At 71.4% G+C, this 24,936-nt stretch carries 23 protein-coding genes; 14 read left to right on the forward strand and 9 right to left on the reverse strand.

Annotated features, from left to right (window positions below):
• Positions 1-27 precede the first annotated feature (27 nt).
• The 3 genes from ACGF4C_RS16200 to ACGF4C_RS16210 all read right to left on the reverse strand — a co-directional run bounded on the left by ACGF4C_RS16200 (position 28) and on the right by ACGF4C_RS16210 (position 1,904).
• Positions 28-162 carry a hypothetical protein gene (locus ACGF4C_RS16200; RefSeq protein ID WP_393566741.1) on the reverse strand — a complete coding sequence of 45 codons (135 nt, stop codon included), beginning with the start codon at positions 160-162 and terminating at the stop codon, positions 28-30.
• A complete protein-coding gene (locus ACGF4C_RS16205) occupies positions 162-1,343 on the reverse strand; it encodes a CaiB/BaiF CoA transferase family protein (protein WP_393566743.1) in 1,182 nt (393 codons plus the stop codon). Before ACGF4C_RS16205 ends, ACGF4C_RS16200 begins: the two co-directional genes overlap by 1 nt.
• Before the next feature lie 180 nt (positions 1,344-1,523).
• Positions 1,524-1,904: an MmcQ/YjbR family DNA-binding protein gene (locus ACGF4C_RS16210; RefSeq protein ID WP_393566745.1), complete on the reverse strand. Its 381-nt coding sequence runs from the start codon at positions 1,902-1,904 to the stop codon at positions 1,524-1,526.
• 163 nt (positions 1,905-2,067) lie between these two features.
• Here ACGF4C_RS16210 and ACGF4C_RS16215 point away from each other — a divergent pair, with 163 nt between their 5' ends.
• Positions 2,068-2,808: an MgtC/SapB family protein gene (locus ACGF4C_RS16215; protein WP_393566747.1), complete on the forward strand. Its 741-nt coding sequence runs from the start codon at positions 2,068-2,070 to the stop codon at positions 2,806-2,808.
• 55 nt (positions 2,809-2,863) lie between these two features.
• Here ACGF4C_RS16215 and ACGF4C_RS16220 read toward each other — a convergent pair whose 3' ends face one another.
• Positions 2,864-4,393: a sialate:H+ symport family MFS transporter gene (locus tag ACGF4C_RS16220; protein ID WP_393566944.1), complete on the reverse strand. Its 1,530-nt coding sequence runs from the start codon at positions 4,391-4,393 to the stop codon at positions 2,864-2,866.
• 288 nt (positions 4,394-4,681) lie between these two features.
• Here ACGF4C_RS16220 and ACGF4C_RS16225 point away from each other — a divergent pair, with 288 nt between their 5' ends.
• The gene (locus ACGF4C_RS16225) at positions 4,682-5,872 is read left to right on the forward strand and encodes a saccharopine dehydrogenase family protein (protein ID WP_393566749.1); all 1,191 of its coding nucleotides are present in this window, start codon (positions 4,682-4,684) and stop codon (positions 5,870-5,872) included.
• A 34-nt stretch (positions 5,873-5,906) separates the two neighbouring features.
• Here the strand turns inward: ACGF4C_RS16225 and ACGF4C_RS16230 are convergent, their stop codons facing one another.
• Positions 5,907-6,611, reverse strand: coding sequence for an endonuclease V (locus tag ACGF4C_RS16230; protein WP_393566751.1), 705 nt, complete (start codon positions 6,609-6,611; stop codon positions 5,907-5,909).
• 169 nt (positions 6,612-6,780) lie between these two features.
• On the opposite strand from ACGF4C_RS16230, the gene ACGF4C_RS16235 reads away from it, so the two are divergent.
• Entirely contained in the window at positions 6,781-8,202 is a 1,422-nt protein-coding gene (locus ACGF4C_RS16235) for an amidase (RefSeq protein WP_393566753.1), read from the forward strand.
• Positions 8,203-8,236: 34 nt separating this feature from the next.
• Entirely contained in the window at positions 8,237-8,536 is a 300-nt protein-coding gene (locus ACGF4C_RS16240) for a YciI family protein (RefSeq protein ID WP_393566755.1), read from the forward strand.
• Positions 8,537-8,604: 68 nt separating this feature from the next.
• On the opposite strand, the gene ACGF4C_RS16245 is transcribed toward ACGF4C_RS16240, so the two are convergent.
• The gene (locus tag ACGF4C_RS16245; RefSeq protein WP_393566757.1) at positions 8,605-10,071 is read right to left on the reverse strand and encodes a sugar porter family MFS transporter; all 1,467 of its coding nucleotides are present in this window, start codon (positions 10,069-10,071) and stop codon (positions 8,605-8,607) included.
• Between the two features lie 339 nt (positions 10,072-10,410).
• On the opposite strand from ACGF4C_RS16245, the gene ACGF4C_RS16250 reads away from it, so the two are divergent.
• The 4 genes from ACGF4C_RS16250 (at position 10,411) to ACGF4C_RS16265 (ending at position 14,751) form a co-directional block, all read left to right on the forward strand.
• Positions 10,411-11,316: an SIS domain-containing protein gene (locus tag ACGF4C_RS16250; RefSeq protein WP_393566759.1), complete on the forward strand. Its 906-nt coding sequence runs from the start codon at positions 10,411-10,413 to the stop codon at positions 11,314-11,316.
• Positions 11,317-11,385: 69 nt separating this feature from the next.
• Complete coding sequence (locus ACGF4C_RS16255) at positions 11,386-12,267, forward strand: class II fructose-bisphosphate aldolase (RefSeq protein WP_393566761.1); 882 nt, start codon at positions 11,386-11,388, stop codon at positions 12,265-12,267.
• A gap of 323 nt (positions 12,268-12,590) precedes the next feature.
• Positions 12,591-13,406, forward strand: a complete 816-nt coding sequence (locus tag ACGF4C_RS16260) for a DeoR/GlpR family DNA-binding transcription regulator (RefSeq protein ID WP_393566763.1) — start codon at positions 12,591-12,593, stop codon at positions 13,404-13,406.
• A gap of 1,033 nt (positions 13,407-14,439) precedes the next feature.
• Positions 14,440-14,751 carry a hypothetical protein gene (locus ACGF4C_RS16265; RefSeq protein WP_393566765.1) on the forward strand — a complete coding sequence of 104 codons (312 nt, stop codon included), beginning with the start codon at positions 14,440-14,442 and terminating at the stop codon, positions 14,749-14,751.
• 245 nt (positions 14,752-14,996) lie between these two features.
• Here ACGF4C_RS16265 and ACGF4C_RS16270 read toward each other — a convergent pair whose 3' ends face one another.
• Positions 14,997-15,590 carry a TetR/AcrR family transcriptional regulator gene (locus tag ACGF4C_RS16270; RefSeq protein ID WP_037810438.1) on the reverse strand — a complete coding sequence of 198 codons (594 nt, stop codon included), beginning with the start codon at positions 15,588-15,590 and terminating at the stop codon, positions 14,997-14,999.
• 198 nt (positions 15,591-15,788) lie between these two features.
• On the opposite strand from ACGF4C_RS16270, the gene ACGF4C_RS16275 reads away from it, so the two are divergent.
• Positions 15,789-17,978, forward strand: coding sequence for an FUSC family protein (locus tag ACGF4C_RS16275; RefSeq protein WP_393566945.1), 2,190 nt, complete (start codon positions 15,789-15,791; stop codon positions 17,976-17,978).
• A gap of 386 nt (positions 17,979-18,364) precedes the next feature.
• A complete protein-coding gene (locus ACGF4C_RS16280; protein ID WP_030415370.1) occupies positions 18,365-18,871 on the forward strand; it encodes a MarR family winged helix-turn-helix transcriptional regulator in 507 nt (168 codons plus the stop codon).
• A gap of 26 nt (positions 18,872-18,897) precedes the next feature.
• Here the strand turns inward: ACGF4C_RS16280 and ACGF4C_RS16285 are convergent, their stop codons facing one another.
• Complete coding sequence (locus ACGF4C_RS16285) at positions 18,898-20,052, reverse strand: WD40/YVTN/BNR-like repeat-containing protein (protein ID WP_393566768.1); 1,155 nt, start codon at positions 20,050-20,052, stop codon at positions 18,898-18,900.
• Between the two features lie 423 nt (positions 20,053-20,475).
• Between ACGF4C_RS16285 and ACGF4C_RS16290 the strand changes: the two genes are divergently transcribed.
• Complete coding sequence (locus ACGF4C_RS16290; RefSeq protein WP_362143299.1) at positions 20,476-20,889, forward strand: SsgA family sporulation/cell division regulator; 414 nt, start codon at positions 20,476-20,478, stop codon at positions 20,887-20,889.
• Between the two features lie 47 nt (positions 20,890-20,936).
• Here the strand turns inward: ACGF4C_RS16290 and ACGF4C_RS16295 are convergent, their stop codons facing one another.
• Positions 20,937-21,539, reverse strand: a complete 603-nt coding sequence (locus tag ACGF4C_RS16295; protein ID WP_393566770.1) for a TetR/AcrR family transcriptional regulator — start codon at positions 21,537-21,539, stop codon at positions 20,937-20,939.
• A 191-nt stretch (positions 21,540-21,730) separates the two neighbouring features.
• On the opposite strand from ACGF4C_RS16295, the gene ACGF4C_RS16300 reads away from it, so the two are divergent.
• From ACGF4C_RS16300 to ACGF4C_RS16310, 3 genes are all read left to right on the forward strand, one after another.
• On the forward strand, positions 21,731-22,264 hold the full coding sequence (locus tag ACGF4C_RS16300; RefSeq protein ID WP_393566772.1) for a PH domain-containing protein: 534 nt from the start codon (positions 21,731-21,733) through the stop codon (positions 22,262-22,264).
• Positions 22,261-24,147 (forward strand): PH domain-containing protein, encoded by a 1,887-nt coding sequence (locus ACGF4C_RS16305; RefSeq protein ID WP_393566774.1) that lies wholly within the window; start codon positions 22,261-22,263, stop codon positions 24,145-24,147. The genes ACGF4C_RS16300 and ACGF4C_RS16305 overlap by 4 nt, the downstream gene beginning before the upstream one ends.
• Positions 24,148-24,242: 95 nt before the next feature.
• Positions 24,243-24,656 carry an SsgA family sporulation/cell division regulator gene (locus ACGF4C_RS16310; RefSeq protein ID WP_393566776.1) on the forward strand — a complete coding sequence of 138 codons (414 nt, stop codon included), beginning with the start codon at positions 24,243-24,245 and terminating at the stop codon, positions 24,654-24,656.
• The last annotated feature ends 280 nt before the right edge of the window (positions 24,657-24,936 follow it).

A 24,936-nucleotide genomic window follows, 5' to 3' on the forward strand; every position in this document is an offset into this window, starting at 1 on the left:
CTGGGCGGTCATCTCGGCGGGCCCTCCTCAGAGCCGGTTCTTGACGGTCTTGGTGGGCTCGGCGGCCCGGGTGTCGGCCTGGGCGGCCGGTTCGAGGGCGGGGGTGTGCTCGGTGGCCCGGGGCGGGTCGGCCGGGTAGCGGAGTGGGGTGGTGAGCTTCATCAGTGGGCCGCGTCCTTGTGCTCGGTGCGGTCCGGGGTGCCGGTGGGGCGTTCGGTGGGCGGGGGGCGGAGGCTGGGGGCCTGCCAGTCGCGGGCGATGTCCTCGGTGTCCGCGCCGGGCCGGGCGGGTGGTGTGCGGACGGCGCCCGGGGTGTGCGAGAAGCGGGGTGCGGGGGCCGGCTGGGTGATGCCGCTGTGGTCGACGAAGGTGCCGCGGGCAGCGAGGTGCGGGTGGTGCGGCGCCTCGCGCAGGGAGAGCACCGGTGCGACGCAGGCGTCGGAGTGCTGGAAGACGGTGGTCCATTCGTCCCTGGTGCGGGTCTTGAAGCGGGCCGCGATCGCGGTGCGCAGTTCGTCCCAGGCGGCGAGGTCGTCCCGTGCCGGGGCCTCGTTCTCGATGCCCAGCAGCCGGATGAATTCGCCGTAGAAGCGCTTCTCCAGGGCGCCGACGGCCATGTACCCGCCGTCGGCGGTCTCGTAGGTGTCGTAGAACGGTGTCCCGCCGTCGAGCAGGTTGGCGCCGCGCCGGTCCTGCCAGCCACCGGCGGCCAGCATGCCGTGGATCATCGCCGTCAGATGGGCGGTGCCGTCGACGATCGCGGCGTCCACGACCTGGCCCCGGCCGCCTTCGGTGCGGGCGTGCTGGAGGGCGGCGAGGACGCCGATGACGAGGTAGAGGGAGCCGCCGGCGTAGTCGCCGAGGAGGTTGGCGGGGAGGGCGGGCGGACCGTCGGGCGGACCGATCATTCCGAGGGCGCCGGTGATGGCGATGTAGCCGATGTCGTGTCCGGCGGTGTCGGCGAGCGGGCCCTGCTGGCCCCAGCCGGTCATCCGGCCGTAGACCAGCTTGGGGTTGCGCGCCAGGCACTCCTCGGGGCCGACGCCGAGCCGCTCGGCCACGCCGGGGCGGTAGCCCTCCAGCAGTACGTCGGCGCGTTCGGCAAGGTCGAGGACCTGGGCGACGCCCCGGGGAGTCTTCAGGTCCACCAGCACGGAGCGCTTGTTCCGGTTGGTGATGTCGTAGGCCGGGTCGATGGCCAGTCCGGCTCCGCCGGGCCGGTCGACGCGGACGACGTCGGCGCCGAGGTCGGCCAGCAACATGGCCGCGAACGGCCCCGGGCCGATGCCCGCGAGCTCGACGACCCGTACGCCGTGCAGCGGGCCGTTGTCCGACTCCGTCATCGCGCCCCATGCCCTTCCGCACTGTGACACTTCTGATGTAACACTCGTGATGTTAAGAACGTGTTCCACTTTCCACAAGCCCCCCTGTTCCAAGTGGCGACCACGCGGAAAGGCCCGTGCCGACGAGGTTCAACTGCCCTCGCCGCCACGGGCCTTTGCGCGCCTGCTGCCGCTGCGCCGCTATCCCCCGTCGAGCTCGGCGATGAGCTTCTTGGGGGCTATGACGCGGTACGACTCCTCCGCCCAGTCGCAGAGCAGCTCGGCCGGTGGCATCCCCTGCTCGTCGAGCGGGATCCGCACCCAGCCGGCCTTGCCCAGGCCGTAGCCCGCCGGCTCGGCGCCGGGCGAGCTCAGGGCGTGGGCATGCGCCTCGGGGTCCGTCAGCTTGACCGTGACGCCCGGTGGATGGCTGCCGTCATCGACGCCGAGGAAGGCGAAGACCTTTTTGTTCACCTTGATGACGCTCTCGCCCCACGGAAACTCCTCCACGGCCCCGGGCAGGCCGAGCGCGAACGCCCGTACCCGCTCCCGGACCGCCACCGGACCCGCCGCCTTCGTCATGAGCTCCTCCACGTCCGTTCCCCCGTACGGCACCACTTGCGGCGCCGCCCCGGCGCCGTGCGTCTCGCGCACGGACCGGCCGACGCATCCCACGCTAACCGCGGGCACTGACAACGGCCCGCGCAGCGCCGGTCGCCCGGCCGTCAGAGGGACAATTGCCGCCATGTCTGATCCGCAACTCGCCGCCGCACTGTTCGACTTCCACGCCGGTCAGGGACTGCGCCAGTTCACCGAACTGGCCCTGGCGCTGCTGCTGTCCTCACTGATCGGCCTGGAACGGGAGGCCCGGCAGAAGAGCGCCGGACTGCGCACCCACACGCTGGTCGGCGTGGGGAGCGCGCTGTTCATGGAGGTGTCGATCCATGGCTTCGGGGCGCTGCTGGGCGCCGACGGCGTGGCGCTCGACCCGTCGCGCGTCGCCGCCCAGGTCGTTTCGGGCATCGGGTTCATCGGCGGCGGCCTGATCTTCGTCCGGAAGGATGCCGTCCGCGGCCTGACGACGGCCGCCACCATCTGGCTGACCTGCGCCATCGGCATGGCGTGCGGCGGTGGGCTGCCGTGGCTGGCGATCGGCGCGACCGCGGTGCACTTCCTCATCGTCCGCGGCTTCACGAAGATCTCCGACCTGATCGCGAAGGAGCCCTCCCTCACCCGGGTCGATCTGCGCATCGCCTACCGCACGCAACGCGGCCTGCTGGGGCGGATTTTGGAGATGTGCACCGGCCGGGGGTTCCGGGTGACGGAGGTCCAGGTGGAGACCGGGGTGGACGAGGAGCGGTTCGCGGCCGAGGTGCTGCTCCGTCTGGAGGGCGCCGCCGCGGCCCATCCTCTGGTGGAGGCGCTGTCCGAGCTGGAGGGGGTGCGCGGGGTGACGCTGGGGCGGCAGGACGACCGTACGGAGTGACGGGGCGGCCATAGGGAGTGAAGAGACCGCGGCGGTCCTACGGGGCGAGCCCGGTTCAGCGCGGCGTCTCCCCGGTGGCCGGACGTGGCAATGCGCCCCCGGGGATGCCTGCACCGGCATCGGGCTCCGGTACGAGGTGGTCTTCGGGCGCCTGACGGTCGAGCAGTCTCCCCAGGCGGTGCGGCACATTGCCGCCCACCAGGAGGACGACGAGCAGCGTCAGTCCGAAGGTGAGCACGGCGAGCGCGCGCCCCAGGGGCATGCCTTCGGCCAGATGGGCTCCGAGGACGGGCGCCACCGCGCCGCCCAGGGCGCCGACGTTGTAGACGAAGCCCAAGGAGGCGGCGCGGATCGCGGTCGGGAAGTGACCGGCGAGGTATTTCGGCAGGAGGCCGGAGATGCCCTGGCTGAGCGCGAGCAGCCCGAAGACCAGCACGCCGAGGAGGGGCAGGTTGTCGCGCACGGCGAAGACCGGGAAGACGAAGGCGAGCGAGGCCAGCAGGGTGCAGGCGTAGGCGCGCCGGGTCCCGAGCCGGTCGCCGGTGTATCCCGCGAGCCAGCATCCCGCCATGGTGCCGAAGCACGCGTAGAACATCACGTCGGTGACCTGTCCGGGCGCGTAGCCGAGGTCGGTCTTGAGGTAGGTCGGCAACAGGGCCTGGACGGGCCAGCTGTAGAGGAAGGCGCAGAACACGGTGGCCATCAGGGAGACGTACAGCAGCCATCCGCGGCGGCCACCGAGCTGCACGGCGAAGGCGACCAGGCACAGGGCCGCGACCCCGGACAGCCAGAGGACGTACCCCGCTCCTACAGGCGTGAAGACGCAGTACAGGGCGGCCGAGGCGGTCGCGGCCAGGACGGCGTTGGGCCAGCGGCGGCGCCCGGTGAACAACGGCCGGAACGGATGCGGACGTTCCCCTTCGAGCCCGCTACCGGACGCGCCGATCTCCTGGTGCCAGTCCCCGGCCTCCGGCAACGATCTGCGCACCCAGAGGGCGACGAGGACGGGCAGTACTCCGATCCAGAACATCCAGCGCCAGCCCCAGTGGGGCACCACCCACTTGTAGAGCTCGGCCGCGACGACGGTGCCGCCCGCGTACCCGGAGATCAGGAACCCGGACGCCCGGTTGCGCCACCGGGCGGGCCAGGTTTCGAGCACGTAGGTCGCGCTGGCGCTGTACTCCCCCGCCATGCCCAGCCCGATCACCAGACGGGCGGCGAACAGGCTGCTGTACCCCCAGGCGAAGCCGCAGGCGAAGGTGCCGGGCGAGTAGAGCAGGATGCTGGCGACCATGGCGGTCCTGCGTCCGTAGCGGTCGCCCAGCGCGCCGAGGAGCGCGCCGCCCAGCCACCGGGTGATGAACGCACCCGAGATCAGCGAGGCGGCGGTGGCGGTGCTCAGGTGGAACTCGTCGGCGATCTCGGTCAGCACCAGGGTGATGAGGACGAAGTCGAAGCCGTCGAGGAGATAGCCGATCCAGGCGGCGAACATCGCCTTCCACTGCCGTGGCGTGACCTCGTGGTACCAGCGCCGTGTTCGCTGAGGGCCGGGTCCGGTTCGGCCGTTGTCCTGGTGGTCGTCCAAGGGACGCGTCGTCACGGCAAACCGGCCTCCTTTGGGAGTCGGCAACGTCGGTACGGCGGAGAAACGACGGTACGGCGGAGAGATGGGACGTCCTACGTCGTCGCGCTCACGGTGAATGTGGCCCGGCCGTCCCGCCCTGTCAAGGGCGTACGTTCCACCCCAGTACCCTCATGGCGCTTCCCGTCGCCCCGGCCCAACCGGGATGGCTCAGGCCCTCGTTGACGGGACGACGGCAACTGCCTAGGGTCCGAACACCAGCTCACCAGGGCGGTCGAGAGGACGCGTAGCATGCAACGGCAGAACACCGAGGGACGGGCCCACGACCTCGTCCTCTACGGGGCGACCGGCTTCGTCGGCGCGCTCACCGCCGCCTATCTGGCCGAGCACGCGCCCCGGGACTGCCGCTGGGCGCTGGCCGGTCGCAACCTCTCCAAACTGGAGCGTCTGCGGGACCACCTGGCCGAGATCAACCCGGCCTGCGGCGATCTCCCACTGGTGCGGGCCGAGAGCGACGACCGGGACGCCCTGCACGCCCTTGCCTCGGACACCCGGGTGCTGGCGACCACGGTGGGGCCCTATCTGCTGCACGGTGAGCCGCTGGTCGCCGCGTGCGCCGCGGCCGGTACCGACTACGTCGACCTCACCGGCGAGCCGGAATTCATCGACCGCATGTTCTTGCGGCACGACGCGACGGCCCGCACCTCGGGCGCGCGCCTGATCCATGCCGCCGGCTTCGACTCCGTCCCCCACGACCTCGGCGTCCACTACACCGTGGGCCTGCTGCCCGAGGGCGTCCCGCTGCGCATCGACGGCTTCGTCCGCACCAATGCGACGTTCTCCGGTGGCACGCTGGCCTCCGCGCTGACCGTCGCCTCGCGGCCGGTCGCCATGGCGCGGGCGGCCCGCGAGCGGCAGCGGGCCGAGCCCCGGCCGGCCGGGCGCCGGATCCGGGCCCCGTTCGGCCCGCCCCTCAGGAGCGCGGAGACCGGCACGTGGGGCGTGCCGCTGCCGACCCTCGACCCGCAGATCATCGCCCGCTCGGCCGCCGCCCTGGACCGCTACGGGCCGGACTTCCGCTACCGCCACTACGCCGGCGTCCGGCGGCTGCCGATCGCCGTGGGCGGGGCCCTGGGGGCCGGGGCGCTGTGCGCGGCCGCGCAGGTACCGCCCGCCCGTCGGTGGTTGTCGGGTCGTCTGGAGCCGGGCCAGGGGCCGAGCGCGGAGCGGCGTGCCCGGAGCTGGTTCACGGTGCGGTTCGTCGCCTCCGGCGGCGGCAAACGCCTGATCACCGAGGTCGCGGGCGGCGACCCCGGCTACGACGAGACGGCGAAGATGCTTGCCGAGTCGGCGCTCAGCCTGGCCTTCGACGATCTGCCGCGGACCGCCGGCCAGGTGACGCCCGCGGTGGCCATGGGGGACGCGCTGACGACGCGACTCCAGAAGGCGGGCATCACCTTCCGGGTCGTCCGGGAGAGGTAGCCGGGCCGCCGCCCCGCCACCAGGAGTTCCGGCGTCAGATTCCGGCCAGGGCGCGGCGGCACAGCGCGTCGGCGGCCCGGGTGGTCTCCGGAATCCGGTAGTCCGGCGCCAGGTGCAGCGCGTGGGCGCAGGCCCGGTCGAGGCTGACCCGGTGCCCCACGGAGACGAAGACCGGTTTGACGCCCTTTTGGGTCCGCAACGCTCGTCCCACCTCCTCGTCGCCGTCCAGGAGCGGAGCAGTGGCGCCCCGCTCCGGGCCCGGAGGTTCGTACCGGAAAGTGAAGGGGTTCTTGGCTACACCGATGGTGGGGAGGCCGGTGAGCACCCCCAGGTGGCTGGCGAGCCCGAAGCGGCGCGGATGCGCCACCCCGTAGCCGTCACAGATCACCAGGTCGGGAGTACGGGCAAGACGGTCGAGCGCGGCGAGCACGGTGGGGATCTCCCGGAAGGCCAGCAGGCCCGGCACGTACGGGAAGGAGACCTGACCGACGGCGGTCGCCTCGTCGACGACGGCGCGGGTCCGGGCGTCCAGCGCCACGGCGGCCGCGGCGACGACATTGCGCGCGTCGTCGTAGGCGACGTCCACGCCCACGACCGTGCCCTCGAAGCCCGGTTCCGGGCCGGGTTCGTCGAGCCGTACGTAGGGCCGCAGCCGGTCCTGGACCGTCCGGGCCTGGTCCTCGTCGGCCGGCCAGTGCCGCAGTTCCTCGTCGCAGGAGATCGTTCCGGGAGTGTCCATGATGACCGCCACGCTACCGAACGGCTGACCGGCCCGTTCGCCGGGCGGAGCGGCGACCGGACGGACTGTCAGTGCCGCTCGGTACGGTGAGGAGAGTGGTCCCGGCACCGCACGCCGCCGTCCCTGCTCCGCCCTCGGCCCACGTCCCTGATCCCAGCAGAGGCCCGTCATGTCCGACGCACTCCACGAGCTCGACGCCACCGACCTCGCCGCCCGGTTGCGCAGCCGCGAGCTGTCCGCCCGGGAGGTCGTGCAGGCTCATCTGGACCGGATCGAACAGATCAATCCGGCCGTCAACGCCCTCGTCACGCTCGATCCCGAGGGCGCTCTGGTCGCCGCCGCCCGGGCCGACGAGCGCCTGGCCCGGGGCGCCGAGGTGCCGCCTCTGCACGGACTGCCGATCGCCTTCAAGGACACCCACCTCACCCGCGGTATGCGCACCACGTTCGGCTCACCGCTCTTCGCCGACCATGTGCCCGCCGAGGACGACCTGGTGGTCGACCGCCTCCAACGGGCCGGCGCCATCCGCCTCGGCAAGACCAACGTCCCCGAGTTCGCCGCCGGTTCGCACACCTTCAACCCGGTCTTCGGCACCACCCGCAATCCGTACGACACCAGCCGGTCGGCGGGCGGGAGCAGCGGCGGCGCCGCGGCCGCCCTGGCGGCGGGGCTGCAACCCCTCGCCGACGGCAGTGACATGGGTGGCTCGCTGCGCAATCCGGCGTCCTTCTGCAATGTGGTCGGGCTGCGGCCCACCCCGGGGCGGGTGCCTCCGCACCCCGGCGGCAACCTCTGGGACACCCTTGCGGTCCCGGGCCCCATGGGGCGGACCGTCGCCGACACCGCGTTGCTGCTGTCCGCGATGGCCGGTCCGGATCCGCGGTGCCCCATCAGCCTGGAGACCCCCGGCGCGGCGTTCCGGGTCCCGCTCGGCCGCGAGCTGCGCGGTCTGCGCGTCGCCTGGTCCCCGGACCTCGGCGGACACGCACCGGCCGACCCGGACGTCCTCGCCGTACTGGAGCCGCAGTTGAGCGTCCTGGAGGCGCTCGGCTGCCAGGTGGAGACGGCGTGCCCGGACCTGGCGGGGGCCGACGAGGCGTTCCGGACGCTGCGGGCGCACAGCTTCGACCTGGCGCTGGGCGTGCTGCTCGACGCCGCTCGGGAGTCCCTCAAGCCCAGCCTGGTCTGGAACATCGAGCAGGGCCGCCGGCTCACCCCGGCCGACCTCATCACCGCCACCACGGTCCGCAGCCGGCTCCACCTTGGCGCGGTGGACTTCTTCTCCCGTTACGACCTGCTGCTCGCCCCGGTCAGTCAGGTCGCGCCGTTCGATGCGGAACTGGAGTACCCGACGGAGGTCGCCGGCCGCCCCACGGAGACCTATCTGGACTGGATGCGGTCGGCCTACCTGATCTCCCTGCTCGGGGTGCCCGCCCTGTCGGTTCCGGCGGGCTTCACGCCCGGTGGCCTGCCCGTGGGCCTGCAGTTCATCGGTGCGCCGAGGGCCGACCTCGCCGTATTGCAGGCCGGCCATGCCTACGAGGCCGCGACCCACCACGGGCGACGGCGCCCGGACCTGTCCACCAGCTGAGAGCGAGGGAGTCGCCGGTGCATATATTGCCACCATGTTCGTACTGGAACTGACTTATACCGCGCCCCTCGAACGCGTCGAGGCCGTCCTCGAGGAGCATGTGGCCTGGCTGCAGCAGGAGTACGCGGCCGGGCACTTCATCGCCGCCGGGCGCAAGGTTCCACGGGACGGCGGCGTGATTCTCGCCGCCGGCGTGGACCGGGCGGCCGTGGAGGAGATCGTGGCCCAGGACCCGTTCGTCCTCGCCGGTGTGTGCGCGTACCGGATCACGGAATTCGTGGCGACGACGACCGCCCCGGCCCTGGAGGCGTACCGGGAGCAGCTGCCGACCTGAGGCGGTGACTGGCGTGCCGGGCACCTGGTGGCACGTAGAGCCGGGCGCCCGCCGAGCGGGCGAGCGGACTAGGAAGACGTGGTGGGCGGCACCGCTGACTTGCCGAGCGGTGCGGCGCTCACCGTTTCGGCCGGGCCGGACAGGGGCCAACGGCCGCCGTTGCGCCAGTACTCCTGGATCTCCTCCAGCTGGCGCCCCTTGGTCTCCGGCGCGGTGACGGTCGCGAAGACCAGCGCGGCGAGGGCGAGCACGCCGAGCGCGGCGAAGGTCCGCGCCGCTCCTGCCCAGGCCATCAGGGAGGGGAAGAACTGGGCGATCAGCAGGTTGGCGACCAGATCCGCGGTGAGCATCACCGAAGCCCCGGTGGACCGCAGCTGCGCCGGGAACGCCTCACTCGCGTAGACCCAGATCAGCGAGCCGAAGCCGAAGTTGAAGGCCGCGGTGAACAGCAGGATCGCCGCGAAACCGACCCACGTCATGGTGCCGTGCAGCTCTCCCGAGCCGAACACGGCGGTCAGCACGCCCAGCATCACCACCATGGTGCCGATGCCGCAGAGCAGCACCACCCGGCGGCCGAGCCGGTCGATGATGAGGATGGCGAACACGGTGGCGGCCAATGAGGCGAGCTGGACGAAGGACGGAAGCAGGAAGTTCTGTCCGTTGCCGGTGAAGCCCATTTCCTCGAAGATCTGCGGGCTGTAGTAGGTCACGGCGTTGATGCCGGTGATCTGGCAGAAGAACCCCAGCCCGATGACGAAGAGCGTCGCTCGGGCGTAGGGCTTGCGCAGGAGGGAACGCGCCGATCCGCCGCTCTCCTCGGCGAGCGCGGCACTGACGGCCGCGACCTCCGCGCGAGGATCGACGTCCGGGTCGGTCACGGCCATCACTTCGACGGCCCGTTCCGTGCGTCCCTTGAGGACGTACCACCGCGGGGTGTCCGGCAACCGGAGCAGCGGAATCAGGACCAGCGCGGCAGGGATCGCGGAGAGACCGAGCATCCAGCGCCAGTGCCCGCCACCGGACAGGCCCCAGTTGACGAAGTATGTGAGGACGATCCCGGCGACCGTGGCCACTTGATAGGCGGCGACGGAGGCGCCTCGGATACGGGCCGGCGTGGATTCGGCGACGTAGAGCGGCGCGGCGACGATCGAAATGCCGATGGCGACGCCGAGCAGGAACCGGACGACGTCCAGCACGACGACATTGGGCGCGGCGGCGGAGAGCGCGACGAACACCGCGTACGAGCCGGCGACGATCAGCATCGCCGCCTTCCGCCCCCACGCGTCGGCGAGCTTGCCGCCGATCAGTGCCCCCACGATGGAGCCGCACACCAAGACGCTGTTGACCAGCCCTTTTTCGGTCTCGGTGAGGTGGAAGTCCTTGCTCAGGAACACCAGGGCACCGGAGATGCTGCCGGTGTCGTAGCCGTAGATGACGCCAACGATGGCGCCGGTGAGCGCGAAAAGCCTGCCGGTGCGGCCGGAAGTCCTGGCGGACGGCGGCGGAGGCGTCGCGGAGATCGTGGCAGTGGACATGGGAAGTCCTTTGTGCGGCGGGGCGGCCTTGCTGCGTGAGTGAGTGCGTCAGCGATTGCGCGGGTGATTGATCATGCGAGTATTTGACGCCCTTCGCGCAACTGTCAACACCTACCTGTGACCTCAGAACCGCGAAGCGCGGCACGGCACTCCCCTCACCGCCTGCCCGCAGCCACCCTTTCGAGGGATGGATCGCGGCGCGGATGATGCGTACAGTCGATTGCAGCAGACGAGAAAGTTGCAGTTTCGAGCAAGACGACCGCAGAGTATCCAGCCGAGGCCGGAGGGAACCGGCCGCAACGGAGCAAGACCGCTTCACGCATCACGGGAGGGTGGGCCATGAGCGAGACCTCGTACATGGAGCAGGAGCTGCACAGCCAGCCGGAGACCTGGCGGCAGGCCGCACGGATCGGAGCGGCCGCCGGCCCGCTGCCGAAGGCGGGCCAACGAGTGGCCGTCATCGGCTGTGGCACCTCATGGTTCATGGCGCAGTCGTACGCAGCGTTGCGCGAGAGCGCCGGCTTGGGCGTGACGGACCCGTTCGCCGCTTCCGAAGCCTTCCTCGGCGGCGATCGCGGCTATGACGCGGTGGTGGCGATTACCCGCTCGGGCACCACGACCGAGGTGCTGCGGGTCCTCGACGCGGTCAAGGGACGCATTCCGACGGTGACGATCCTCGGTGATCCCGAGACCCCGGCGGTCGCCCTGTCCGACGAGACGGTCGAGCTTCCGTTCGCCGATGAGAAGTCGGTGGTGCAGACCCGCTTTGCGACCACGGCACTGACACTGTTGCGCGCACATCTGGGCGAGGACGTCTCCCGGGCCGTGACCGACGCGGAAGAGGCCCTGGCCGCAACGGTCGAGAGGGAGTGGGTGGACGCCGAGCAGTTCTCCTTCCTCGGCACGGGCTGGACGTTCGGTCTCGCGAACGAAGCGGCCCTCAAGATGCGGGAGGCCTCGCAGAGCTGGACGGAGTCCTACCCCGCGATGGAGTACCGCCACGGCCCCATCTCGATAGCCGCGCCCGGTCGGGTGACCTGGCTGTTCGGTGAGGCCCCGGAGGGGCTGGAGGCCGATGTGGTGCAGACAGGTGCGCGGTTCGTGCGCCATGCGCGCGATCCGCTGGCCGAGCTGGTCCTGGTCCAGCGAGTGGCACTGGAGCGTGCCCGGGCCCGCGGCCTGGACCCGGACAACCCGCGCAGCCTGACCCGTTCGGTGATGCTCGAGGCCCCGGCCGCCTCATAGCCGCCGCTCCTCCGCCCCGCCCACCCCTCCCTCTCCATCACGTCTGCTCTGCAAGGGAGTTCACATCCCATGCCTCTGGCCCCCACCTCATTTCTCATCGACGCCGCACGTGAGGCGCACGTCGGCGCAGCGGCCTTCAACGTCATCCACCTGGAAACCGCCGAGGCACTCGTCACCGCGGCCGAACGCACCGGCATTCCGCTGATCCTGCAGATCAGCGAGAACTGCATCCGCTACCACGGCAGCCTGCTCCCCATCACCCGCGCCACGCTGGCCCTTGCCGAAGGCTCCAGCGCCCGGATCGCGGTCCATCTCGACCACATCACCGATGCCGAACTGGTCCGCGAGGGCATCACCGCAGGGGTCGGTTCGATCATGGTGGACGCTTCCGCACTCCCCTACGAGGAGAACGTCGCCACCACCGCCGAACTCACCTCGTGGTGCCACGACCGTGGTGCCTATGTCGAGGCGGAGCTCGGCGAGGTGGGCGGCAAGGACGGCGTACACGCACCGGGCGTGCGAACGGACCCGGACGAGGCCTTGGCATTCGTCAGCGCGACGGGCGTGGATGCCCTCGCCGTGGCCGTGGGCTCGTCCCATGCGATGCACGAGCGCACGGCCGTCCTGGACAAGGAACTCATCGCGGCGCTCCGTGCCGCGCTGCCGGTGCCGCTGGTCCTGCACGGGTCCTCCGGCGTACCGGACGACGAATTGCGCCGCGCCGTCGCAGCCGGAATGACGAAGATCAACATCTCCACTCATCTGGTCTCCGTCTTCACCCAGTCGATACGCGGGACGCTGGACGCGAACCCGTCACTGGTCGACTCCCGGAAGTACGTCAAGCCGGCCCGGGAGGCCGTGGCCGAAGAGGCCGCACGACTGCTGGGCGTGCTGGCCACTCCGGCGACGGTCCCGGAGCAGTACGCGGCCCAGGCACCGGCGCGCGGCTAAGCATCCGTTCCATGGCTGACCTCGGGACCGTGACTGAGCACGGGCCCACGACCGGACATGGGCGGAGGGCCGGGCACGGGCCGATGGCTGAGCACGGAGACAGGGCCGGGGATGGGTCGCCTATGGCTGAGCTCAGGCCCATGGCTGGGCACGGACCCATGGCTGAGTGCAGGACAGACATGCAAGGAGGCGGGGCCAGACAGGGAGGGGACAGAGGAGACGAAGGGAAGGAGGAGAAGGAGGAGAAGGAGGCAGGAGAGGTGATGAACGAGGGTGCCGACCGGGCGTCATCGCGGTCGATTGAGACGAATTAGGCTCGCGCTATGAAGCGCCATGAACGGATGAACGCACTGCTCGAGCTGCTTGGGGAGCGGGGTCGGGTGGATGTCGAGGAGGCAGCGACCGCACTGGAGGTCTCGGCCGCCACGATGCGGCGCGACATGGATGCTCTCGCCGAGCAGCAGTTGCTGACCCGCACGCGGGGCGGGGCGGTGCTCAGCTCGGTGGCGTACGACCTGCCGATCCGTTACAAGCATGCGCACCGGTCGGCGGAGAAGGAGGCGGTGGCCCAGGCCGCGGCGAAGCTGGTCGATCGTGGTGACGTCGTGGGGCTGAGCGGTGGCACCACGACCACGGCGATCGCCCGGGCGCTCGCCACACGTCCGGACTTCGCGGAGGCAGGCCCGCAGCCGCATCTGACGATCGTCACCAATTCGCTGAACATCGCCAATGAGCTGGCCGTGCGCCCGCAGATCAAGATTGTGCTCACGGGTGGGGTCGCGCACTCACGGTCATTCGAACTGGTCGGCCCGTTCAGTGAGTTGGTGCTCCAGCAGATCTCGATCGATATCGCGTTCATCGGCGCGAACGGCATGGATCCGGTGATGGGGGCCACCGTTCACGACGAGGCCGAGGCCCGCGTCAACCGCCTCATGGCGGAGCGCGCGCGGCGTGCGGTGGTCGTCGCGGACTCGTCGAAGATCGGCGAACGGTGCTTCGCCCGGGTCGGTGACACGGACGTCTTTGACACCTTCATCACGGACGCGAGCGCCAAGGAATCCACCCGCCGGGAGTTCGCAGACCGAGGACTGCGGGTGGTGACGGCACGCCCACCCGCGAGTGAGCGAGTCAGCGAGTGAGGGAGTCAGCGAGCTAGCAACGCGAGCGGGGCGACGGGGGTGGGGCGACCGGGGTGAGGGTGGCTGGCTCTTGTTGGTTGGGGGCGGCGTGGGTGGGTGGTCGGGTGGTAGGTCCTCGGGTGACTGGGCGGCCAGGTGGGCGCCTCTCGCTCGCGGGGTGATTTACCACCCTTGAGTGGTAGCGGGTAATTGGCGATGCGGGGCGGGGAGGCACTGAGGCGCGAGTGGGGGTTGGGCGAGGGCCGGGATGCGGGTGGGCTGGGGTGGGGCGGGGTGGGGGGCGGGGCCCCCGGGGGGAGAGCCTCACAGGGGAGGAGGCAGGTGTGCGCGGCGGATGCGGTGGGACCCAGGCTGCAGGCTGAGGGTGGGGCAGGTGCGCGGGGAGCTCGGACGGTGCGGTGGAGACCGAGCGTGGCAGGACGAGCAGGGGGCGTGGCCGAGCTGAGGCAGCGCGGGGAGCGGACTCAGCGTGCTTGGAGTGTCTGGGTCTGCGGGCGACGAGCTGTGGCCGGCCGATGGTCAGGGACGGGAGTGGCTGCCGGGCGGCGCCCGGGCCGGACCCAGCCGGCGTGACGCCTTCTGTCTGAGGTGACGTGGCACCTTCGACCCGAGCTGCCGTGGCACCTCCGCCCTGGCTTGCGCCTTGGACCCGAGCTGGCGTAACGCCTCCGCCCGACGTGTGCCCTCGGCCCGAGCTGCCGTGCACCCCCGCCTGACCTGCGCCTTCGGCTCGAGCTGGCGCGGTGCCTTCGGTCGAAGCTGGCGCGGGGCCTTCGGCCCTGAGCTGGCGTGGTGCCTTTCGTTTGAGCTGGCGTCGTGTGTTCGGCACGAGCCGGCGTGGCGGGAGGGCCGGTGGCGGGGGTGGGCTGGGCGGGGACTGGTTCCGGAAAGGTCGCTCTTGTGTCGCGCTTTTGTCCCTGTGAGACCCCCGAGAGGGTTTTCCTGGGGCTCGTGTGGACAATGGGGAATGAACGTGCGAAGCCGGTCGTGCTTCGCGGGGGATTGAATCTGAGTTTCCACCGGGGGAGATCACGTGCGGAAGATCATGTCCATAACGCTGGCCGCGGTGGCGTGCAGCGCTTCGCTCACACTGGCCACCTCGTCGCCGGCGGCGGCCGCCGACCACTCGCCGCAGTGCGTCAAGGTACGGAAGTACTTCAACAAGGGCCAGCAGCGATACGTCCGTCTGTCGAATCTGTGCACCCAGCGCGTGTCGTGCTACAAGATCGTCATTCCTCACCACAAGGACCCGAGCGGTCGCCTTCCCAAGGGGGCTACGAAGGACGTTCGGTACGGCACGACGGGGATTCCGCGCGCGCTGTATGTGAAGAACGTTTCCTGCTGAGGCTGTGAGCAGTGAGCTGTGGACATCGAGTTTGAGCAGTGAGTAGTGAGCTGTGGGCATTGAGGTGTGAGCAGTGGGCCGTCGGGTAATCGGCGGCCCTTCGTTCGTTGCCCCGTTGCCCTGTTACCCCGTTGCCCCGTTGAACCCGTTGAGCTCGTTTGCATCCGTTGAGCCCGTTGGGCCCGTTGCGTAGGGCTTGCGGGTCAGGCATTGCTTGATTGTGGTGAACTGCTTACGGGGGGCGGTCAGCCGCGTTCGGCGATGCCGTCAAGGACCATGGAGAGGTACTGGCGGGCGATTTCCTCGGGGCTGTGGAGGCCACCCGGGCGGTACCAGCTCGCGGCGACCCAGACGGTGTCGCGCACGAAGCGGTAGGTGAGCCGGACGTCGAGGTCCGCGCGGAAAACACCGTCGGCCACGCCTCGTTCCAGGGTTCCCAGCCACGCCTTTTCGAACTTCTGCTGGGAGTCGGCGAGATAGCCGAAGCGGGGCTGGTCGGCGAGGTGCCGGGCCTCCTTCTGATAGATGGCGACGGCGGCGCGGTGCCGGTCGATCTCCCGGAAGGACTCGGTGACCAGGGCCTCGATGGTTTCCCGGGGGCCGAGTCCGGCGGCGAGTACGGCGTCGTAGCCGTCCCAGAGCTCGGTCAGGAACGTGGACAGGATCTCGTCCAGCATCGATTCCTTGGAGTCGAAGTGGTAATAGAGGCTGCCCGCGAGCATTCCGGCCTCGTCCGCGATGCGGCGGACGGTGGTGGCGTTGTAACCCTGGGCGGCGAACACCTCGGCCGCGGTGTTGAGCAGTTCGCGGCGGCGCTCCGGTGACGCCGGGGCGGTCATGGTCTTCTTCTTGGCGGCTGGCACCCGGCCATTGTCGCTCCCGTTGCAGCTGGGCCAGAGTCGCAGGCATACCAGGCATATATTTTGCAAGTAAAACACTTGGGAATTTCCTGCTAGCCTGAAGGTATGGGAAAGCACGCCAGGCCTGCCGGGATGCGGACGAGAAGGCGCCGGAACGTCGGTGCGGGGAGCATCGGGGTGCGCATCCGGCCGTTGCCGATCAAGAACACCGTGCGGCTGCGTCGTCCCGTCGACATCTGGCACAAGCCGGCACTGAGCGCGGTCGTGGCTCTCGGGATCCCCGACCTCACGCTGTTCGCGCTGGGTCGGCTGGATCTGATCCTCTACACCTCGGCCGGGGCGATGTGTGCTCTGTACGCGCACGGGCTGCCGTACGCCGCTCGCGCCCGGACGCTGCCGTGGGTCGTGCTCGGCATGATCGCGAGCCTGGGTGTCGCCCTGGTCACGGCTTCACTCGTCACCTCGACCGCTCTGCTGGTGGTCCTCGCCTCGTTGGTCGCGGCCGTTCACAAGGTGGTCTGCGATGCCACGCGCATCGGGCCGCCGGGGAACATCATCCTGACCTTCATCGCGGCGTCGGCGTTCTTCGTGCCGCAGCGCCTCGGGCAGGTGCCGCTCCATCTCACGCTGGCGCTCGGGGCCGGCGTACTGGCGTGGCTGGTGTGTATGGCGCCCGCGCTCGTACGGCCGCACGGTCCGGAGCGGATCGCCGTCGCCCGGGCGTTGGAGGCCGCGGCGGCACTGCTGCACGCGGAAGAGATGAACGTCGTGGACGGAAGGGGAGGAAGGGGCGGAGGGTGTGGGGTGAGAGGAGCGGGGGGCCTCGGCGGGGGTGTGGGCCATGCGGACGGGGAGGAGTCGCCGGTGTACGCGGGAGTGGTCCACGCGGGAGCGGTACACGCTGCACCGATGGGCGCTTCACCGGTACGCACCGAGCAGGCGCAGGCGGGCGTGGGGCACGAAGGAGTGGCGCGCGCGGGCGCGGGAGATGCGTCGGTGGTGCATGCGGGTGTGGCGCAGGCTCGGCATGGGGCGGCGGCTGCGGTCAATGCGGCCTGGCACACGTTGTTCCTGGTGCCGGCTCGTACACCGGAGAAGGCCGCGAGCCGTGCCGCACTCGAACGGCTGCTGGTGCGGGCGGAGTCGGCCCTGGGCGGGACGACGGTAGGAGGAGGGGCGACGGCACCGGGTGGGGCTCTGGCCGGGACGACGGCAGGGGGAGGTGCTGCGGCGCCGGCAGGGGTGACGGCAGGGGGCGGGGCGACGGCGGCGGAGTGGCTGGGGCGGGTGGCCGAGGGCCAGCGGCTCGGTGGGTGGGCTCGTGCGTTGCGGAGTGGGCGGTCGATGCCGCAGGTCACGCTCTCGGCGGAGGAGGCCGAGGAGTGGGCGGGGGTTGCCGCGGAGGGCACGGCCGTCGTCGATGACGAGCGGGCAGCCGGGCTGCGGCTGCCCGCGCAGAGGGCTTCGCGGGGCGTGGGTGCCGTACGTGCGCTGTTGGCGCAGTTCGCCCCGGGGTCGCCCTTGCTCCCCATAGGTGCGCGGGTCGCCGTCGGTTGTGTACTGGCGGGCTGGGCCTCCATGGGTGTCGGTGTCGGGCATCCGTATTGGGCCGTGGTCACGGCCGCCTCCATCTACCAGGCGAACACCACGCTCTCCTGGCAGCGCGCCCTGCAACGCACGCTCGGCAATCTGCTCGGGCTGCTGCTCTTCACGGTGCTGCTGCCGCTGATCCACACGGGCCAGCTCGCGATGATCGTGCTGGCGCTTGCCTTCCAGCTCGGGGCGGAGGCGTGCATCACCCGCAACTACTGGCTGGGGTCGGTCTGTGTGACGCCGATGGCGCTGCTGCTGACCGAATTCGGCAATCCGCTGCCGGCGCACACGCTGATCGCGGACCGCTGGATCGACACGGTGGTGGGCGCGGCCGTGGGGGTAGCCTGCTGCATATTGGTCCCCAATCGGCAGGCCGCGGACCGGATCGAATGCGCGCTGGAGAGGGTGGTGGCGGCGGAGGGTGCCGGGCGGGAGCTGCTCGCCCTCGCGGCCGAGCCGTCGTCACGGGCGGTGGAGGGGGACGACGTACGGAAGCTCGGCCGGGCGCGTGGCCGGCTGGCCGGGGGGCTGGTCGAACTGCGTGAGGCGGTGGAGGTGGCGTCCGGCGAGTGGTGGCAGCGCGCGCTTCCGGAGGAACGGATCGCCCGCGCCGAGCAGCAGGGGCACCGGACGCTGGCCGCCCTCGTACGAGCACTGTCGGGACCGGCTTCCGTGTCTGCGCAGGCGGCTACGGCGACATCTGCGGCGACGGTTGCGGTGACGTCCGGATCTGCTCACGCTTCGGGGGCCGCGTCTGCTTCGGCTCCGACTTAGGCTGCGGCTCGCGCGTTCGCTCCGGATTCGGCTTTCCATCTGCTTGGGCTTCGGCTGCCGCGTCTGCTTCGGCGACTGCGTCCGCTCCGGCTCAGGCACTGACTCAGGCACTGACTCAGGCACCGACTCCCACTCCGGCTCCGGCTCCGGCTTCCGCTTCGGTGCTCGTGCGCTGATCGTGGGAGCCACTCGCGGCACCGTACGGCCTCGGCGGGCTTCGGCCATCGCTCCGCCCGCTGCCCCTTCGCCTCCCCCTCCCTCAGGCTGTGCGCCTCCCCGAGGCTGTGCCCCTCCCCCGGCCCGCGCCTCGTGCCCACGGCGCGCGGCCGGTGCCGTATGAGCAGGCACAATTGAAGGCATACGCAATGGTCGAGAGGAGAGTGCGGGTGACCGAGGACATCGTCGCAGGGGTGCTGCGCCAGTGGCAGCAGGTGCACCCCGGGCTGGACACCGGCCCGATGGCGGTGATCGGACGGCTCAACCGCTGTTCCGCGCTGCTGCAGCAGGCGGCCGATGCACCGTTGCGGCGGGCCGGGCTGACCCGTCCCGAGTTCGACATCCTCGGCACACTGCGCCGGATGGACCGCGAGCTGACGCCCGGGCGGGTGGCCCGCGAGACGTTCGCCTCCGGTGCGGCGGTGACCAAGCGGGTGCGGCAATTGGAGGAGCGGGGGCTGATCGCCCGTCGGCCCGACGACCGCGACCGCCGGGTCGCCCATCTGTCACTGACCGACGAAGGCCGCGAGATCATCGACCGGCTGCTGCCGGAGCAGTTGCGGTACGAGGCTTCGCTGCTCGACGGGATCGGTGATCAGCGACAGCAGGAACTCTCCGCGGCGCTCAGCGAGTTGCTGGTCGTACTGGAGGGGCGCCTCGGCAGCCTGATGGACTGACGAGGCGCGAAGAAACAGGCAGGTGCTCACGGCTCCAGGCGTGCGATCCGTCCGTGTTCGCCCGCGGCCCAGCAGCCGAGGTCCGGGGTGCAGTCGACGGTGTCGTACGAGCCGGTGTCGAACGGGTGCCAGGTGCGGCCGCCGTCGACGGTCAGGTCACTGCCGGACGGGCCGACCGCCAGGGCGAGCCGGTGGGAGTGCGGGAGCCAGGCGACGCCCGAGCGGTACGCCTGCGGAGGGCGGGTGGCCGCCGTCCAGGTGGCGCCGGCGTCGTCGCTGACCGCGGCCGCGCGGGGCGAAGGCTGGTCGGCGCGGAAGTCGCCGCCGACCGCCAGCCCGTGGGCGCGGTCGCGGAAGGCCAGCGCGAAGACGCCGCGGGCCGGGTCGCCCGCGGGGATCGGGGCGTCGGTGACCGACCAGGTGCGGCCGCGGTCGGTGGAGTGCAGTACCCGGGCGGTGGCCGCGCCACCGGTCGCGATCCAGGCGTCATGGCTGCCGGCGGAGACCAGGCACTGGCCGCTGGCGGCGAACGCGGCCTCGCCCTGTTGCGCCGGAGGCATCCCGTCCGACGGCAGTATGTGCCAACTGCGGCCGCCGTCCCCGGTGGAGAGCACGCGGTATCTGCCGTCCACGGGGTCGCTGAGGGCAATGCCGTGGCGCCGGTCGAAGAAGGTGAGGCAGTCGTAGAACGCGCGGGGATCGGTGTTGCGGAAGCTTTCCGTCCAGGTGGCGCCCGCGTCGTCGGTGCGGAAGACGCGGGACGCTTCGCCCTCGCCGATCGCCAGGACGACCGCACGGCGTGCGTCGAAGGCCTCGATGTCGCGGAACTCCCACTTCTCCGCGCCCGGTGGTGACACGTCGGCCCAGTGCCGGCCGCCGTCGCGGGTGCGCAGCACGGTGCCGGATGTTCCGGCCACCCAGGCGGTGCTCCGGCTGACCGCGGCCAGGCCGCGGAACCGGGCGGTGCTGCCGCTGTCCTTGAGGTGCCAACCGGCGTGCGGGCCGGTGAGCGCCGCCGCGGAGACCGGCTCGCGGGCGGCCGTCGGGCCGGGCGGGACGGGCGGCGGGGGCGGGGTGGGCGTTGCGGCGGCCGGGCCGACGGCGAGGGAGAGGAGCGCGGCTGCGCATGCCGTTACGCCAACTGCCAGGGTGTGAAGGCGAGTTCGCCCTGCACTGGCCATACCCCTGTCCCCGTTCGCCCTGCGTATCGTGCGCCGCATCGGTCCCACCCCGCTCACGCCCCACCCCGCTCACGTCAGTGCGTGGAAGCTAGCCGAGCTCGTTGGTCACGTCCAGACCGTCTGGCGGACGGTGAGGGTCAATTCGCTGATATGTGATGAGAGATGACGCCAGATACTGACGTGTCGTCATGTATCAGAGCCGGCTGGCACCGCCTGCCTCGCCCCTCCCCCGCCGACCTCCCCCGCCCCCCGTGACGCAGCTCACGTGTAATCCCGCGGTGACCGGCGCACCCGGGCCCGCCGCCCGCTCGTCCTAATGGGCGGGGGCCGCATCCACACTCCTCCGCGACCGCACGTCGCAGAGTCAGCGATGCGCGGTTCCGTAGACCCGCACCACCGTTACCACCATTAGGGAGCCGCGCGATGTCCAGCGTCATCGACCATGCCGTTCAGGCCCGTCTCATCGCGACCGCTCCCCGGTCGCGGGTGATTCCGGCGAGCCTGCGGTACGACCGCACCGACCCGTTCGCGGTGCGCCTGGTCTTTCCGCCGGCGGCCTCGCTGGACGGGGCAGAGGTGGTGTGGACGTTCGGCCGGGAGCTGCTGGAGGAGGGGCTGTACGGGCCGGCCGGCGCCGGTGACGTACAGATTTGGCCGTGTACGCCCGAGGAGATCATGGTCGAGTTGCGCACCGACGGCGGGATGGCGGTCGTGGAGTTCGTGGCGCAGGAGCTGCGGGAGTTCCTGGAGCTGTCGTACGGGGTCGTCGCGCAGGGCGACGAAGGGCGGCATCTGGACGTCGAGGCGGATCTCGCCGCCCTGTTGCGTCAGGCGTAGGCCCCGCACCACCCGCAGGCGGCGGCCACCACCCGCCTCCCGCCCCCTCACCCCTCCCCGAAGAGGTTCTCCAGATGGCGGTCCAGGAGGCGGAGGGCGGTTTCCGGCTGGTGGACGTCCAGCAGGGCGTAGGTGGCGAGCCCGTCGACCAGGCTGATCAGCAGCATGGCCTCCTCCTCGGTGGCGCGCTCGGGGGCCAACTCGCCGCGCTCTGCGGCACGTTGGAGCTGGCCGGCGAAGAAGTCGCGGAGCTGTGGGATGCCCTGCTGGGCCTCGGCGCGCAGCGCGGGGTCGTGGACGGCGCGCACGTAGTAGGCGGCGCCGACCAGCAGGCCGGTGCGGCTCTTCTCGTCCAGCGGCAGCATCCCGGACAGGCAGGCGCGCAGGACCTCCCGGGGTGTCGGCTCGCCCGCGAGTGCCTCGATGCGCTCGCGGACGCGATCGGCGGCCAGTTGGTTGATCCGCCGGAGGGCGAAGAGCAGCATCTCGTCCTTGGTGCGGAAGTAGTGCTGCAGCCGGCCGAGCGAGATGCCGGCCTCGGCGGCGACATCACGCAGGCTGGCGCCGTCGAGGCCACGAGTGACGGCGATCCGCCAGAGCGCGGCGGAGATCTCCTGCCGTCTGGCTTCGTGGTCCACCTTCTTGGGCACGGCGGAGAACTTCCTTTCCCGCTTCTTGTCCTTCTTCTTGAACCGCTTCTGGTCCGGCTTCTTGTCCTGCTGGTTCCCCCGTTGCTCGCCCCAGGTGGGGCCGTCTTCCGGAAGGGGCGTTTTTGCAAGTCGCTTGTACCGTTATAACGTATCGCTACCCAATACAGTTGACCTGGAAACGGTGACTCCGCATGTCCGAGCCCGACGCCGAGCCCCACGCCGCCCTCGTCCTGCGACCGCCCCGCCATCGCGTCGATCCACGGGCCCGCCGTTGGTGGGCGGTGCAGGCGCTGCTGACGCTCAGCGGTCCGATGCTGCTGACCGCGCTCGTCATGGCGGTCCTGTCCGTGCTGTTCTTCCCGGGCGCCCTGCCGTGGCTGGGGCCCCTGCTGCTGGTCGTGCTCGTCGTGCCGGGCCTCGGCTATCTCCTGGTGATGCCGCGGTGGCGTTACGCGGTGCACGCCTGGGAATTGGGCGAGCGGGCGGTGTACGCGGCGGGCGGCTGGTTCTGGCAGAAGCGGCGGATCGCCCCGCTGTCCCGGGTGCAGACGGTGGACACCGTGCGCGGTCCGCTGCAGCGGCGGTACGGGCTGGCGACGGTGACCGTCACCACCGCCTCGACCGCCGGGGACATAAAAATCGCGGGCCTGTCGGACGCGGACGCCGAGGAACTCTCGCGGCGGATCGGCGAGGCCGCGCAGCAGGTGCCGGGTGATGCCGTATGAGCACCTCACACCCGGCGCGGCCGGCGCAGTGGGATCACCCCTCGCACCCGCCCCAGTGGCGGCGGTTGGACCCGCGGACGCTGCTGGTGCACTGCGGCTGGATGGCGGCACCGCTCGGTTCGCTGGCGTTGACGGCGCTGGCCACCGGGGGCCGGATCAGCGCCCGTGGCTGGATCACCCTGGCCGTCATCGCCGCCTCGTTCGCCGTCGTCACCATGCTCGGTCTGATCCGCTGGGCCCGCACCGAGTTCCGGGTGAGCCTGAACGGGGGTGCCGACGCGGCGGGCCACACGGCTATGCGGCCCGACCCCGCAGGCGGCGCCGCCTCCACCGGTAACGCCCCCACTCGGGACGCCCCCACCAGTAACGCCTCCACCCGTAATGCGCCCACCCGTAACGCCAGCACCCCCAACGCCCCCACCCTCGACATCCGCAGCGGGCTGTTCAACCGGCGGCTGCGGAGCATCCCGCTGCACCGCATCCGCACCGTCGATCTGACCGCGTCACCGCTGCACCGGCTGCTGGGCGTCACCGTGTTGCGGGCCGGTACGGCCGGCTCGGGCGAGAGCGGCGGGGCACTGTCGCTGGACGCGCTGGCGGTACCGGAGGCGGCGCGGCTGCGTGCGGAACTGCTGGCCCGGGCCGGCAGTGCGGCGGCCGACGGCGACCCGGTGCTGGCCCGTATCGACTGGCGCTGGCTGCGGTACGCGCCGCTCACGTTCTGGATCGTCGGCGGGGTATTCGCGGCGGCGGGTTCGGCCTACCGGGTGCTGGACGGTATCGGCATCGAGCCGTGGAAACTCGGCATCGTCCGGCAGGCGTTCGCCGAGTTCGGCACCAGCGCCCTGTGGGTGACGGTCCCGGTGGCACTGCTGGCCGTCCTCGCTCTGGGCTCGGCCGGTGCCCTCGGGCTCTACGTCGAGAACTGGTGGAACTACCGCCTGGAGTGGACCGACGGCCACACGCTGCAGGTGCGGCGCGGACTGTTCACGACCCGGTCGGTCGCCATCGAACGCGCCCGGCTGCGCGGGGTGTTGCTGCGCGAGCCGCTGCTGTTGCGGGCCGGCGGCGGTGCCCTGGTCAGGGCGGTGGCCGGGGGTCTGGGCAACCGCGAGGAGAACCGCAAGCGGAGCGGGCTGCTGCCGCCGGCACCGCGCGCGGAGGCACTGCGGGTGGCGGCCGGCACTCTCGGCGTCCCCTTCCCAGGGACCGGAGCCGGGACCGGGACCGGAGCCGGAGCCGGGACCGGAACCGGAACTGGAACCGGGAAGGGCCACCCGCACCCACACCCGCCCACAACCACAACCACGTCCACCCCCGCCCTCCTGACCCCCCACCCCCGCGCCGCCCTCCGGCGCCGCCGGGTGCGCGGGATGCTGTTCGTCGTGCTGCCCGGTACCGCGCTGCTCGCCGGGCTGGGGGTGGCTCTGACCCCCGTACTGCTGCAGTGCGCCGGGGTCTTCGCGGTGGTGGCCACGCCGCTGGTGCTGTGGCTGGCGCGGGACGCGTACCGCAGTCTGGGGCACGGTCTTGAGGGCGGCTTCCTGGTCGCCCGGTCGGGGACCTTCAGCCGCGACACCCTGGTCCTCCAGCGGTCCGCGATCGCGGCGTGGACGTTCACGGATTCGCCGTTCACCCGCCGGTCCGGTCTGGTCACGGTGACCGCGGCGGTCGCGGCGGGTGAGGACGGCTACCGGATCCGGGATCTGGCGGCCGGCGAGGCGGCCGGATTCGCGGCGGCCGCGGGGCCGGGGATTCTGGCGGAGTTCCTGGTTCCGGCCGGGGAATCCCCGGCGGCCCCGGTGGATTCCCGGCAGTTCCCGGGCAGTTCGGGGCGAACGCAGCAGGGGCGGCATCGTTCCGACAAGAGCCCGGCAACATGAGATACATCACACCCCTGTCGCGTGCACGGCGAGAGCGGGCACACCGTCCTACTGGACGAGCCATTGCCCAACAACAGCCGTGAGGGAGCAGCGCGATGAACACCGTCATCGACCACGCCGTCCAGGTCCGTCTCATCGCCACCGCCCCCGGCCCGTACGCGGTGCCCGCGGTGTTGCACTACCAGCCCGCCGACCCGCTGGCCGTACGGATGTCCTTCCCGCCGGAGATCTCGCTGGACGGCTCGGCGGTGGACTGGGCGTTCGCGCGTGAGCTGCTGGCGGAGGGGCTGCGGGCGCCGGCCGGGCGGGGCGACGTGCGGGTGCGGCCGTGCGGCCCGGACCGCACGGTGATGGAGTTCCACGCGGACGAGGGCATCGCGATGGTGCAGTTGGACGCGGTGGACGTGCGGCGGTTCCTGGACCGGTCGTACGAGGCCGTGCCGGCCGGCAGCGAACTCGCCTACCTGGGCATGGACCGCGGGCTCGCCGAGCTGTTCGGCGCGGCGTAGGACCACGGAGGAAACCCGGGCCGGTGGCCAGCGGCAGACGCCCGGACACTCCACATGCCGGCCGACGGCCGCAGACGGATCGAACGTAGACCGCCGCCCAGAGACTGGGCCCACAGACTGGGCCGACCGCGCCGTGACGTCACCGGCGCCGCCGGCTCGCAGAACGGCCGTGGCCCCCGGGGGGTGCCCCGGGGGGCCGCCGCGTCACCCCGGTAGGGACGGGGGGGGGAGCGCGTCGGGCAACCCCACCCCGACCCCCCCGGGGTCATACACGCCCGCC

This window comes from Streptomyces sp. NPDC048197 (assembly GCF_043202395.1).
GTDB classification, from domain to species: domain Bacteria; phylum Actinomycetota; class Actinomycetes; order Streptomycetales; family Streptomycetaceae; genus Streptomyces; species Streptomyces siderophoricus.